Source organism: Vibrio sp. DW001 (assembly GCF_029016285.1).
In the GTDB taxonomy this organism is placed as follows: Bacteria; Pseudomonadota; Gammaproteobacteria; order Enterobacterales; family Vibrionaceae; genus Vibrio.
This window is the reverse complement of the sequence record NZ_CP091975.1, coordinates 2,944,656-2,958,090: the sequence shown is the minus strand read 5'-3', so window position 1 is coordinate 2,958,090 and position 13,435 is coordinate 2,944,656. Positions and strand designations below refer to the sequence as shown.

At 41.9% G+C, this 13,435-nt stretch carries 14 protein-coding genes; 9 read left to right on the top strand and 5 right to left on the bottom strand.

The annotated features are described in order from the left end of the window. Positions 1–10 precede the first annotated feature (10 nt). The 4 genes from L3V77_RS13540 to L3V77_RS13525 all read right to left on the bottom strand — a co-directional run bounded on the left by L3V77_RS13540 (position 11) and on the right by L3V77_RS13525 (position 3,764). The gene (locus L3V77_RS13540; RefSeq protein ID WP_275134615.1) at positions 11–1,360 is read right to left on the bottom strand and encodes an MFS transporter; all 1,350 of its coding nucleotides are present in this window, start codon (positions 1,358–1,360) and stop codon (positions 11–13) included. A gap of 79 nt (positions 1,361–1,439) precedes the next feature. Then, a complete protein-coding gene (locus L3V77_RS13535; RefSeq protein WP_275134614.1) occupies positions 1,440–1,985 on the bottom strand; it encodes a peptidylprolyl isomerase in 546 nt (181 codons plus the stop codon). Next, positions 1,985–2,557 carry a YajG family lipoprotein gene (locus L3V77_RS13530; protein ID WP_275134613.1) on the bottom strand — a complete coding sequence of 191 codons (573 nt, stop codon included), beginning with the start codon at positions 2,555–2,557 and terminating at the stop codon, positions 1,985–1,987. Before L3V77_RS13530 ends, L3V77_RS13535 begins: the two co-directional genes overlap by 1 nt. Positions 2,558–2,624: 67 nt before the next feature. Next, complete coding sequence (locus L3V77_RS13525) at positions 2,625–3,764, bottom strand: methyltransferase (protein WP_275134612.1); 1,140 nt, start codon at positions 3,762–3,764, stop codon at positions 2,625–2,627. A 215-nt stretch (positions 3,765–3,979) separates the two neighbouring features. Between L3V77_RS13525 and L3V77_RS13520 the strand changes: the two genes are divergently transcribed. The 9 genes from L3V77_RS13520 to nqrM all read left to right on the top strand — a co-directional run bounded on the left by L3V77_RS13520 (position 3,980) and on the right by nqrM (position 12,127). After that, positions 3,980–4,291 (top strand): BolA/IbaG family iron-sulfur metabolism protein, encoded by a 312-nt coding sequence (locus L3V77_RS13520; protein WP_275134611.1) that lies wholly within the window; start codon positions 3,980–3,982, stop codon positions 4,289–4,291. Positions 4,292–4,730: 439 nt separating this feature from the next. Further along, entirely contained in the window at positions 4,731–6,071 is a 1,341-nt protein-coding gene (locus L3V77_RS13515) for a Na(+)-translocating NADH-quinone reductase subunit A (RefSeq protein WP_275134610.1), read from the top strand. 3 nt (positions 6,072–6,074) lie between these two features. Further along, positions 6,075–7,316 (top strand): NADH:ubiquinone reductase (Na(+)-transporting) subunit B, encoded by a 1,242-nt coding sequence (locus L3V77_RS13510; protein ID WP_275134609.1) that lies wholly within the window; start codon positions 6,075–6,077, stop codon positions 7,314–7,316. Next, entirely contained in the window at positions 7,306–8,076 is a 771-nt protein-coding gene (locus L3V77_RS13505) for a Na(+)-translocating NADH-quinone reductase subunit C (protein ID WP_275134608.1), read from the top strand. The genes L3V77_RS13510 and L3V77_RS13505 overlap by 11 nt, the downstream gene beginning before the upstream one ends. Beyond that, positions 8,076–8,711, top strand: coding sequence for an NADH:ubiquinone reductase (Na(+)-transporting) subunit D (locus tag L3V77_RS13500; RefSeq protein ID WP_195704113.1), 636 nt, complete (start codon positions 8,076–8,078; stop codon positions 8,709–8,711). Before L3V77_RS13505 ends, L3V77_RS13500 begins: the two co-directional genes overlap by 1 nt. A 7-nt stretch (positions 8,712–8,718) precedes the next feature. Next, positions 8,719–9,315 (top strand): NADH:ubiquinone reductase (Na(+)-transporting) subunit E, encoded by a 597-nt coding sequence (gene nqrE / locus L3V77_RS13495; protein ID WP_195704112.1) that lies wholly within the window; start codon positions 8,719–8,721, stop codon positions 9,313–9,315. Positions 9,316–9,350: 35 nt separating this feature from the next. Then, positions 9,351–10,577: an NADH:ubiquinone reductase (Na(+)-transporting) subunit F gene (nqrF, locus tag L3V77_RS13490; RefSeq protein WP_275134607.1), complete on the top strand. Its 1,227-nt coding sequence runs from the start codon at positions 9,351–9,353 to the stop codon at positions 10,575–10,577. A 288-nt stretch (positions 10,578–10,865) separates the two neighbouring features. Continuing rightward, entirely contained in the window at positions 10,866–11,870 is a 1,005-nt protein-coding gene (locus L3V77_RS13485) for an FAD:protein FMN transferase (protein ID WP_275136771.1), read from the top strand. Positions 11,871–11,893: 23 nt separating this feature from the next. Next, a complete protein-coding gene (gene nqrM / locus L3V77_RS13480; RefSeq protein WP_275134606.1) occupies positions 11,894–12,127 on the top strand; it encodes a (Na+)-NQR maturation NqrM in 234 nt (77 codons plus the stop codon). A gap of 40 nt (positions 12,128–12,167) precedes the next feature. On the opposite strand, the gene L3V77_RS13475 is transcribed toward nqrM, so the two are convergent. Continuing rightward, positions 12,168–13,391: a diguanylate cyclase gene (locus L3V77_RS13475; protein WP_275134605.1), complete on the bottom strand. Its 1,224-nt coding sequence runs from the start codon at positions 13,389–13,391 to the stop codon at positions 12,168–12,170. Positions 13,392–13,435 lie beyond the last annotated feature (44 nt).

The following is a 13,435-nucleotide window of genomic DNA, read 5'->3' as shown; positions in this document are numbered from 1 at the left end:
AGTGAATAGATTACTCTTTACGATATCTTGCTTTCTCCAGTAATTCATTAAAATAATGTCGTAATGAGTAAAGCATTATCAGGCTAGGAATGACCATAAGAGCCGTAATAATAAAGAAGAGTGACCAATCATTAAGATAGTCCGCAAGCTCCCCGCTGAATGAGGCTAGTGTTGTCCTACCTAAGTTACCCAGTGACGCTAAAAGTGCGTATTGAGTTGCTGAGAAGGCCTGTCCGGTTAACATGGTTAAGAAGGAGACAAACGCAACAGTAGAGAAAGCCGTTGTAAAGTTATCTACAATAATTGTAGCCAAGAAAAGGTGTTCATTTGCACCTACGCTGGCCATCCAAGCAAACATTAAGTTGCTTGAAGCCATGGCGATACCACCAATCATTAATCCGCGAACAATGCCAAATTTAACATTGAACATACTGCCGACCAGTGTAAAGAATATGGTGACCCACCAGCCGATGAGTTTGGAGTATTGTCCAATCTGTTCATTACTAAAGCCAACCTCTTTATAAAAGGTTATCGACATTCTTCCCAAGAATGCCTCACCAATTTTAAAGAGAAAAACAAACAAGAGTAGAGTCAATGCTACTTGCACTCCGTTTCGTTTGAAGAAATCTAGGAATGGTTCTACGACGGTTACACTGATCCACGCTGCGACACGGGATTTGACGATTTTGTTATGTCGTTCAAGAGCAATATTCTGAAGCTCTTCACGTTTCGTTTTAGGTTCTCCAACGAGCAAAGTGAAGACCATTAGGATGACGATAACGAAAGCCATGCCGTAATACACGCCGTTCCATCCAATGCTATCAGCGTTGATGAAGGCGAGATAACCAGGTAATGAGTATCCCGTCCACCAACCGATGACTGCCATTGCTGAGGCCTGTGGTAGCTTACTCTCTTCAGATTTAGGGAACGTGTCGATACGAAATGCATCGATTGCAATATCTTGAGTAGCGGAAGCCGTAGCGATACCTAGAGCGAGCATAGAGGTCAGCATTAAATCATCGGCAGGGTTTACTCCCGCGATAAATAGTGTGCAGATTAAAATGATGCACTGACAGAAAAAGACCCAGCTTTTTCGCTGTCCTAAGAGTGAATGTAATACGGGGAGTTTGACCCTGTCTACAATCGGTGCCCACAAGAAGTTAATAGCATAGACAGCAAACACAGAGCCAAAATAGCCGATAGCGGCGCGAGTCAAGCCAGCATCTTTGAGCCAGCCAGACATGTTGGAACCAATCAACACCCACGGAAAACCACTAGAGCAACCTAACATCATCACCCATAAGAGCCGTTTATCGAGGTAGCTTTTAAGTGTTTCAGTCCAAGTCATTTGATTTGTCATCCAACATTCCTTGTTAATGGATAGAATGGAAAAGGGGACATAAAAAGAGTCGACAATGGTCGACTCTTTTTTGATAAGGTTACTTTTGTATCGTTACTTTCGTTATGACGATGGCTTTAACAGGGACGTCATGATAACTACCGATAGACGCGGTTTGTTGCGTTGCCATTTTCTCAATGGTATCAAAACCTTTCGTGACCTTGCCAAATACGGCATAACCAGCACCTTTCTCTGAAGCATCTAGAAAATCGTTGTCGGCATAGTTGATAAAGAATTGGCGAGTAGCAGAATCAGGAGCTGATGTTCTAGCCATAGCAATCGTTGTTTTCTTGTTTTTTAGGCCGTTATTCGCTTCATTCTTAATTGGGGCATAGGCTGTGATTTTGTTCATATCGGTATCAAAACCCCCACCTTGAGCCATAAATCCACGAATAATACGGTGGAATACTGTGCCTTCGTAACTGCCATCTTCGACATACTTGAGGAAGTTTTCAGTTGTAATAGGTGCGTTTTTCGAGTCGAGTTCGATGGTAAAGTTACCGATAGACGTTTCCACGTTAACATTTGGAGCCGCCATTACAGAGGCACTAAAAAGACAGAATAGAGAGATAAACAGATTACGCATTAAAAGCGCTCCTTCATATAGTTATTAAGTTCAGCATCATTTGCTATTTCGGCCAACACCAAGCTCGTGACATCATTTACAATCTGTTCAATTTGAGAATCAGAGGCGCTAAAAGTTCCCGTTTTGCTTGCAGAACCATTAAATATTTTCACTAACTTTCCAGCCGGTGTTTCTGCAGTTATTTGCAGCGTGATTTTGGCATCCATTTCATTGGACATAATACTGTGTTGTACATTTACTAACAGCTGCTGAATTTCAAGTGTAACGCTGTTTTCACTGTTAACTGACGTTCTGAAGCCCTGAGATTGAAGTTGATCTTGAAGGGCAGACTCCAATGTGATTCTGATGTTCTGTTTTGCGTGAACAGGTTGGATGTTATTGCGGCCACTATCGATAAGCGCAACATATTGAGCTGAACGCACATCTTTGCTATCTAGCGAAAACATCAGATTATCAACGGTTTTATTTTGGCTTGTTGTTGTTTGCGGAATAAAATTAACCTGAGGCTCCTTTGGGGAAGAAGAACAAGCCGCCAATAATAATATGGATGCTGCAATTAACAGTTTTTTCATGAATAATGTCCTTTTAATGTCTATGCAATAAATTTTGCAAAAATTTGAATTTTACAATCATAAGTAATTACTTAGTCGCTTGTAAAATAACAAATTTATTATTGCTTGCTATTTGTTTGACTTGTGACCGAGTAAACAGTCTCACTAGTTTATCATCGTAGCCTAGGTGGCGGTTACCAATAACTATTAGTTTTCCATTGCTACCTAGAACTTGCTTTGCATCGCAGAACATCTGCCAAGCAATGTGATCAGTTATTGCGTTGTTTTGATGGAATGGAGGATTACAGACAACTAAATCGGCACTTTCTGGACGAAATCCATCCAGACAATTATTAGCAATAAATTGAAACCGGTCCGATTGCTTAATTGCGCTCTCTAAATTGAGTTTTGCCGATGCTAAAGCCATATAGCTTTCATCCACGCAGGTTATTTTGGCTTGTGAGTTTAGCTGAGCGGCTTTAACCGACAGCACGCCATTACCGCAACCAAGGTCAATAATATGCGTCAACTTTGGATCACTTGGCAGATGTTTAAGCATCAGTCGAGCACCGAGATCTAGACTTTCACTAGAATAGGTGTTTGGGTAGTTCTTAAGTGAAAATGATTCATCGTCAACGGGCCACTCGGTAATTGGCTCGACGAGTTGAATTTGTTGACTGTTTGGTTGACTGAATACCAACCTATGTTTTTTCTTTGCAAGTGATGTTGTCGTTGTACCAAGATATTTCTCAAACAACTTAAGCGTTGAGGAATGAATATCTTTCGCTTTATTCACGGCAATAACGGGGCAGTTTTTCGTTAACTGAGTCCTAAGTTGGTATAACTGCCACGTGAGCAAGCGGTTGTTCTTAGGTATCTGTAATAAAACTAAGTCAATGTTTTTTGGGATGTCATTTAGAGCTTCAAGGCATTGAATAGGTTGGTTTTTATTGACATCAGTATTTCGTAAAGCACCTTGATGAGCAATATAAGAGTCGCTCATCATGGTGACATTGTGTTTTTCTGAAAACCAGCACGAAAGAGCACCAAAATTATCATTCAAAATGAGGACGTTGAGACCATCTGTTAAATTTAACCCTTCAACATGATTGATTAAGTATTCGTCCCCCGCATCCCAAGCTTGTAATGGCTCGTTTGGTCGCTTAGGAAAACGGAAAAGAGACAGATCTCTTTGCAATATAGAAAGGTGAGTATTCGCTTCGCTCATAGTGTTGCAGGCTGTCTGACTGAATGAAAAGGATGAAGATTATCGCAGATGGTTGAGTAAGTTGCTATTGTTAGCGTTCACCTTTAAGGTTATTCGTTTTTTGTGATGTTAACGCCATGATATAACCCCTATTAGGTATTAATGTCTATCCTGGAGACAAGTATCATATTCGCCCTTGCAGGGCGGTTAATCCAATAAAAATGAGAGACCAGATTATGCGTCAAGAAATTATCGAAAAAAAATTGCATAACGCCTTTTCCCCGAAACATCTGCAAGTCGTCAATGAAAGCTATATGCATAATGTTCCCGCTGGATCCGAGAGTCATTTTAAAGTCATTGTGGTTAGTGATGAGTTTGATGGGCTGCGTCTGATAGCAAGGCATCGTAAGATAAACCAACTCCTTGCCGAAGAGCTGCAAGATGGTTTACATGCGTTATCTATTCACACCTATACAGAATCTGAATGGCTGATAGAAAGTGGATTGGTTCCAAAAACGCCAGATTGTTTAGGCGGAAACAAAAAATAATTTAATGCTAAGACAGTGCACGTTATTGAGATAAACGACCTAGAATTTAGACAGACAAATTAGAGCTTTAATCAAGCGCAGAGTGCTTACTCATGGCAAATGTTAAGGAAATGGATCAGAATCAAACATTGACTCCATGATCTGTTGCTGAAAATTTTAACAACCGTGCTTAAGTTCAAACTTATTGATATTTGATCGATGTCTGGGCCGTAAGGTGAAAAAAAATCACAGTCATTGGTGCCCTAGACCATGGCGTCATGTCTCGAAAAAATGCTAAACTGTCGAGCCTAATAACCCTCTCTGTAAGTATTGTGAAGGGTTAATTAATAGAATGTTGCAATCTCGACCCATGTGAGCGGTCGGGAAATGACACAAGCATGTCGTGTGTAGATGTCACGCAAAACAGAATCTTTTTCCCGATAAAATAGTGCAAGTGCGTATGATTACAATAAAAAAGGGTCTAGACCTTCCGATCTCGGGAGCTCCTGCCCAGGTGATTAATGATGGTAAATCCATCAAAAAAGTCGCCTTGCTAGGCGAAGAGTACGTTGGTATGCGTCCTACGATGTATACTCGCGTTGGAGATGAAGTAAAGAAAGGCCAAGTTCTTTTTGAAGATAAAAAGAATCTAGGTGTTCTATTTACCTCTCCTGCAAGTGGTAAAGTTATCGAAGTGAACCGTGGCGCAAAACGTGTGCTTCAATCTGTTGTGATTGAAGTTGCAGGTGATGAGCAAATTACATTTGATAGCTTTGATTCCAAATCATTAGCAACCCTTGACCGTGAAATAGTTAAGAAGCAGCTAATTGACTCTGGAATGTGGACTGCATTGCGTACTCGTCCGTTCAGCAAGGTCCCTGCTGTTGATTCAAACACCAAGGCAATTTTCGTTACAGCAATGGATTCCAATCCACTGGCTGCCGATCCTGAAGTGATTATCAAAGAGCAGTCCGAAGCATTTGTTGCAGGTCTTGATCTGTTAGCAAATTTATCTGATGGTAAGGTGTTTGTTTGTAAGAAAGGCACTAGCCTTCCTCGCAGTGAGCAGTCTAACGTTGAAGAGCATGTGTTTGATGGGCCTCACCCAGCTGGCTTAGTCGGTACACATATGCATTATCTGTATCCTGTAAATGCAGAAAATGTGGCTTGGAGTATCAATTATCAAGATGTTATCGCTTTCGGTAAACTGTTCCTAACCGGTGAAATCTACACTGACCGTGTGGTTTCTTTAGGTGGCCCTGTTGTTACTAACCCTCGTCTTGTACGCACACATATGGGTGCATGTATAGACGATATTGTTGACAACGAGTTAATGCCTGGAGAAGTACGTGTTATTTCTGGTTCTGTTTTGACTGGTGTTCAAGCTGCTGGCCCTCATGCCTACCTTGGTCGCTATCACACACAGATCTCAGTATTACGTGAAGGCCGTGATAAAGAATTTTTTGGTTGGGCAATGCCTGGCAAAAATAAATTCTCGGTAACCCGATCTTTCTTAAGTCATCTATTCACTGGACAGTTATTTAATATGACCACGTCTTTGAATGGTGGTGAACGTGCAATGGTCCCTATTGGTAATTACGAAAAAGTGATGCCTCTTGATATGGAACCAACTTTGCTGCTTCGTGATCTATGTGCTGGAGACACAGACAGTGCACAACGTCTAGGTTGCCTAGAGTTAGATGAAGAAGATTTGGCATTGTGCACCTATGTATGTCCTGGCAAATATGAGTTTGGCGAAATGCTTCGCGATTGCCTAGATACAATAGTGAAGGAAGGGTAATCCATGCTTAAAAAGATAATTGAGGATATCGAACCGTATTTTGAAGCGGGCGGTAAATACGAAAAGTGGTATCCGCTTTACGAAGCGACAGCAACACTTTTCTATACTCCAGGTACGGTAACCCAACGTAGTTCTCACGTTCGTGATAGCGTTGATTTGAAACGTATCATGATCATGGTGTGGTTTGCTGTATTCCCCGCTATGTTCTGGGGAATGTACAACTCTGGACATCAAGCTATTGTTGCCCTAAACCATATGTACGAAGGTGCTCAACTTGCAGAAGTAATATCTGGAAACTGGCACTACTGGTTGACAGAAGCCATCGCCGGCAGCCTTGGGGCTGATGCGGGGTGGGGTACTAAGATGCTTCTTGGTGCGTCATACTTCTTACCTATTTATGGCATAGTCTTCGCCGTAGGTGGTTTTTGGGAAGTACTTTTCTGTATCGTTCGCAAACATGAAGTAAATGAAGGGTTCTTTGTCACTTCTATTTTGTTTGCTCTGATTGTTCCGCCGACGCTTCCACTTTGGCAAGCGGCACTAGGTATTACTTTTGGTGTTGTTGTTGCTAAAGAAATATTTGGTGGTACGGGTCGTAACTTCCTTAACCCTGCACTGGCTGGTCGTGCTTTCCTATTCTTCGCTTATCCTGCTCAAATTTCAGGTGATGCGGTTTGGACTGCTGCGGATGGCTTTTCTGGTGCGACGGCGCTAAGCCAATGGGCACATGGTGGTTCTGGTGCACTTATACACAATGTAACTGGCGAACCTATCTCTTGGATGAACGCATTCTTAGGGAATATTCCAGGTTCTATCGGTGAGGTTTCAACGCTAGCATTAATGTTAGGCGCTGCATTGATTGTGTATATGGGTATTGCCTCATGGCGTATCATTGCAGGTGTAATGATCGGCATGATAGCGACTTCATTCCTATTTAACGTAATTGGCTCTGATACAAACGCAATGTTTGCAATGCCTTGGCACTGGCACCTAGTACTTGGTGGTTTTGCATTTGGTATGTTCTTCATGGCGACAGATCCAGTTTCAGCTTCGTTTACCGACAAAGGTAAATGGGCTTACGGCATTCTTATCGGTCTGATGTGTGTGCTTGTTCGAGTAGTCAACCCAGCGTACCCAGAAGGTATGATGCTGGCGATTCTATTTGCTAACTTGTTTGCACCACTTTTCGATTATTTTGTCATCGAGAAAAACGTTAAGCGGAGGCAAGCACGCTATGGCAAGTAAAAACGATAGCATTAAGAAAACGCTGTTTGTTGTCATCGCAATAAGTTTGGTGTGCTCAGTAGTAGTTTCTTCTGCTGCGGTATTCTTACGCGACAAACAACAAGCAAATGCTGTTCTTGATAAACAGAAAAACATCGTAGCGGTGGCTGGACTTGAAAATAAAGAAGGTTCAATTACAGAGCTATTTACTCAGTATATTGAGCCACGCTTAGTTGATTTTGATTCTGGTAACTTTGTCGAAGGTGATGCGTATGCATACGACCAACGTCAAGCGGCTAAAAACTCGAAGCAGTCGGTGAAATTAACGGGTGAGCAAGATGAGGCGAAGATCATTCGTCGTGCCAACACTGGCCTTGTTTATCTTGTTAAAGATGGAAACGACGTGTCTAAAGTCATTTTACCGATTCATGGCAACGGCCTTTGGTCAATGATGTATGCATTCATTGCTGTCGAGACAGACGGTAACACGGTTTCTGGTCTCACTTACTATGAGCAAGGTGAAACGCCTGGGCTTGGTGGTGAAATTGAAAATCCACGCTGGCGTAGCCAGTTTGTTGGTAAGAAACTGTTTGATGAGAACCATAAGCCAGCCATAAAGATTGTTAAAGGTGGCGCTCCAGCTGGTAGTGAGCACGGTGTTGATGGTCTTTCAGGTGCAACATTGACGGCGAATGGCGTACAAAATACGTTTGATTTCTGGTTGGGTGATATGGGCTTTGGTCCTTTCCTAACTAAAGTACGTGATGGAGGTCTGAACTAATGTCTATTGATGTTAAAGAGATGAAATCAAATCTTTTCGCTCCGGTCATAGATAATAACCCGATTGCCCTTCAGGTTTTGGGTGTGTGTTCTGCACTAGCAGTAACCACCAAACTTGAAACAGCATTTGTTATGACAATAGCGGTAATTTTTGTTACGGCATTCTCGAACTTTTTCGTTTCTCTTATCCGTCACCACATTCCAAACAGTGTACGGATCATCGTACAGATGGCGATTATCGCATCATTGGTAATCGTGGTAGACCAATTTTTGAAAGCGTATTTATATGATATATCTAAACAGCTTTCGGTATTCGTTGGTCTGATCATTACGAACTGTATTGTAATGGGACGCGCTGAAGCTTATGCAATGAAATCAGAACCGATTCCTTCTTTTTTAGATGGTATTGGTAACGGTTTGGGTTATGGTTTTGTACTTATCACTGTCGGTTTCTTCCGTGAACTATTTGGTTCAGGAAAACTGTTCGGAATGGAGGTTCTTCCTCTGGTTTCTGAAGGTGGTTGGTATCAACCAAACGGCATGATGCTACTAGCACCATCGGCATTCTTCTTGATTGGTTTTATGATTTGGATTATCCGAATTATTAAACCAGAACAAATAGAAGCGAAGGAGTAAGGTCGTAATGGAACATTATATTAGTTTGCTTGTTCGTTCGATCTTTATCGAGAACTTAGCACTTTCGTTCTTCTTAGGTATGTGTACCTTCTTGGCGGTATCTAAGAAAGTTAAAACATCTTTTGGTTTAGGTGTAGCAGTTATCGTTGTTCTTACCATTGCGGTACCGGCGAACAACTTGTTGTACAACCTAGTTCTAAAAGATAGCGCGCTGGTTTCGGGTGTGGATTTAAGCTTCCTTAACTTCATTACCTTTATCGGTGTTATTGCAGCGTTAGTACAGATTCTAGAGATGGTGTTAGACCGTTTCTTCCCTCCTTTGTACAACGCTCTGGGTATCTTCCTTCCACTTATCACAGTGAACTGTGCAATATTTGGTGGTGTGTCATTCATGGTTCAACGTGATTACAACTTTGCAGAATCGGTCGTGTACGGCTTCGGTGCTGGTGTTGGTTGGATGTTGGCTATTGTGGCATTAGCAGGTATTCGTGAGAAAATGAAATATTCAGACGTGCCTCCAGGCCTTCGTGGACTGGGTATCACTTTTATCACTACTGGATTGATGGCGTTAGGCTTTATGTCTTTCTCTGGTGTTCAACTGTAAGTCGGGTAAACGACACAATAAATAAGGAATAGTAAATGCAAAGCATTATTCTTGGTGTAGTGATGTTTACCGTGATCGTACTGGCACTCGTTTTAATCATTTTAATGGCTAAATCGAAGCTCGTACCATCAGGTGACGTTACAATTACTGTCAATGGCGATCCTGAAAAAAGTTTCATTACTTCTCCAGGTGATAAACTTCTCAGCGCTATGGCTGGTAGTGGTATATTTGTATCTTCCGCTTGTGGCGGTGGTGGTTCATGCGGCCAGTGTCGTGTGAAGGTAAAATCTGGTGGCGGCGATATTCTGCCTACAGAGCTTGACCACATCACCAAAGGCGAAGCGCGTGAAGGTGAGCGTTTGGCTTGTCAGGTTGCGATTAAAGCTGACATGGATATCGAACTACCTGAAGAGATCTTTGGTGTTAAGAAGTGGGAATGTGAAGTTCTTTCTAATGACAATGAAGCGACCTTTATTAAAGAACTTGTACTTAGGATCCCTGAGGGTGAAGAAGTACCGTTCCGTGCTGGTGGGTACATTCAGATTGAAGCTGAAGCTCATCACATCAAATACTCTGATTTCGATGTTCCTGATGAATATCGAGGAGACTGGGACAAGTTTAATTTGTTCCGCTACGAGTCTATCGTAAAAGAGCATTCGATCCGTGCATACTCTATGGCGTCATACCCAGAAGAGGAAGGCTTGATTAAGCTTAACGTACGTATCGCTACTCCACCGCCGAATAATCCGAATGTGCCACCGGGCATTATGTCTTCGTATATTTGGTCTTTGAAAGCAGGGGATACATGTACTATTTCTGGTCCATTTGGTGAGTTCTTCGCTAAAGAAACGGATAATGAAATGGTCTTCATCGGTGGTGGTGCTGGTATGGCTCCAATGCGCTCTCATATCTTTGATCAGCTATTACGCCTGCAATCTAAGCGTAAAATGACTTACTGGTATGGTGCGCGTTCTAAGCGTGAAATGTTCTATATTGAAGATTTCGATAAGCTGGCCGCTGATAATGAGAACTTTGAGTGGCACGTAGCCCTTTCTGATCCATTGGCAGAAGATAATTGGGATGGTTACACTGGCTTTATTCACAACGTGATTTATGAAAACTACTTGAAAGATCATGACGCACCAGAAGATTGTGAATACTATATGTGTGGTCCACCAATGATGAACGCAGCCGTTATCGGTATGCTGAAAGACCTCGGTGTAGAAGATGAGAATATCTTACTCGATGACTTCGGTGGTTAAGTTTTAGTCACTTAGCGATAAATTGATGGCTGACTCTAATGAGTCGGCCATTTGTTTTTCTGTGGTGATTAGATACACAGTACAGAGTAAATAAAAAAACGTATGATTCCACAATCTGCACGTGGCATCTATTTTTACTTAGAAATATGCTAATTTTTATTCTTGTATTCGCTCTATCGAAATCGATCCTATTTCATCTGAACAACAATGCGGTGAAGTAGATATCTTAATTAAACAGTAGAATAGGAAAGCGGAATGACGCTTAATTCTTCAAAAATGGTTAGTCAGATGAAAGTTATTCTATTGTTCATCTGTTCTATATCTCTATTAGTTGGTTGTAGTGAGACGCGAGAGCAAATTCATCTTACTGGTCCAACTATGGGCACGACTTACAATGTCAAGTTTATCAATGGTGATGGTATTCCGTCGTCAGAAAAATTACAGTCTGAAGTAGATAGGCTGCTCGAGCAGGTAAACGACCAGATGTCGACCTATCGTAAAACTTCGGAGTTGAGTCAATTTAATCAGTATAAAGGGTCTGAGCCTTTTGCTGTTTCACCGGATACAGCGCAAGTAACAAAAGAAGCAATCAGGCTGAATCGCCTTACATTAGGTGCATTAGATGTTACGGTCGGTCCTCTAGTTAATCTTTGGGGTTTTGGCCCAGAAGCGAGGCCTGAAGTGGTACCAACAAATGAAGAGCTAGCCGCGCGTAGGGCAAATGTTGGTATTGATCATTTAACATTAGAAGGAAACAGCCTTACGAAAGATATCCCTGACCTTTATGTCGATTTATCAACGATTGCAAAAGGTTGGGGGGTAGATGTTGTTGCCAACTACATCGAGCAGCAAGGCGTTCAAAACTACATGGTGGAAATCGGTGGAGAGATGCGGCTTAAAGGTAAAAATCGTGAGAATGTGGCTTGGAGAATTGCGATAGAAAAACCGGATGTCGATGAAAGAGCCGTACAAGAGATTATCTCACCAGGAGACATGGCGGTTGCAACGTCGGGTGACTATCGGAATTATTTTGAACGTGATGGTATACGCTACTCTCATATTATCAACCCAGAAACGGGTAGACCAATTGATCACAAAGTCGTTTCTGTCACCGCTCTGCATGCTTCAAGCATGACGGCTGATGGCCTAGCCACTGGTCTGATGGTGCTGGGTGAAGACGTAGGAATTGACGTCGCGAATAAGAATGGTCTCGCGGTATTTATGGTAGTAAAGACAGATGATGGCTTTAAAGAAGTTTACTCTGATGCTTTTGCTCAATATTTAAAGAAATAAAGAACGAACAATAGGGTGATTCTATGGGAACTTTTCTAGTAACGTTTGGTGTTTTCTTAGCCGTTATAGCTTCTATGGCTGTCGGTTACATATTCCAAAAGAAAGCGGTAGCAGGAAGTTGTGGTGGTTTAGATTCTGTAGGAATAGACAAAGTGTGTAACTGCCCGGAGCCTTGCGATGCACGTAAGCGGCGTGAAGCTAAAGAGGCTGCACGTGCAGTCAAAATGGCGGAATGGGAGCAAAACAGACTGCTTTAATAGTTTAAAACCTCAAGAGTCACTTCTTGAGGTTTTGTTCCTAATCAACATCTTCAGAGATGACTCGGTTTCTACCGGTTTCTTTTGCAGCGTATAATCTCTCATCTGCGATACGAATCATGGTATCAATATCTCTTTTCGCTCTTGTCACTCCAATACTCATGGTGAGCTTAATGTCTTCTCCATTGTAAGGGATCGCTGTTTTTTCTATACGCTGTCGCATGTTGTCTAAGCGTTGAACGAACGCATCGTAATCGCCGTAATTAACGATACAGAACTCTTCTCCGCCGATTCGTGCGGCTAGATCCTCTTTAAAATAAATCGCAATAATATGACTGATAGTAACCAGTGCTTGATCTCCCGCTTCATGCCCGTAGTTGTCGTTAATCCTTTTGAAGAAATCGATATCTAGCATCGCGACATTACGCTGTTCTTTGTTGTTATCAGCATTTGAGAATAGGTAGCGTCGGTTCCAAAGACCCGTTAATGCATCTTGATTCGCCATTTTGAACATATCGTCACTGATATCTTTCATATTTAGCAGGTTTTGTATTCGACAATAAAACTCTTCCTGATTAAACGGCTTTTTTAGATAATCGTTTGCACCCGCTTTTAGAAATTGTGCCGTGACAGTTTTGGACTCGGCCGTAGAGAGACCGAGTATCGCGAGCTGGCTGCGGTCATAAGTCAGACGTATCTCTCTCGTCATAGAGATACCATCTTTTTCCGGCATGGTATTGTCGGTGATGATCAACGTTATCTCTGGATCAGCTTTGAGTATTTCTAGTGCTTCTACACCGTCCTCTGCCTGTACAGAACGGATATAATGGTGGTCAAGTAACTGAACCAGATGTCTTCGTACAGTCAATGAATCGTCAACAACCAATGCTTTGTGACATTTATTTCTATTTAACCGAGTCAATAAAGGGAGTAGATAGGAAATAGACGCGAAACTATCCTTTAGTATATAGTCGATAACCCCTTTTGCTAACATCGCGTCTCGCAACTGCTCATCAAATTGCCCTGTGACAACAATTACCTTCATATCATAGGAGAGGGCTAGATCGATTACCTCACCATCGGGTCCATCGGGTAAACAGAAATCTAGTACAGCACACAAAAAATCAGTGTCATTTTCTAATATGGCTTTTGCTTCTTTTAGCGATTCGGTCGACACCACTTCCATGTTGATTTGGCTTATCTGATTATTTAGATAGTTTCTAAAACTTCGACTATCTTCAACCACGAGAATTCGGTTATTCAATGAGTGTACCAACCTTTGTATTTTGATCTGCTTAACGGCTTAAC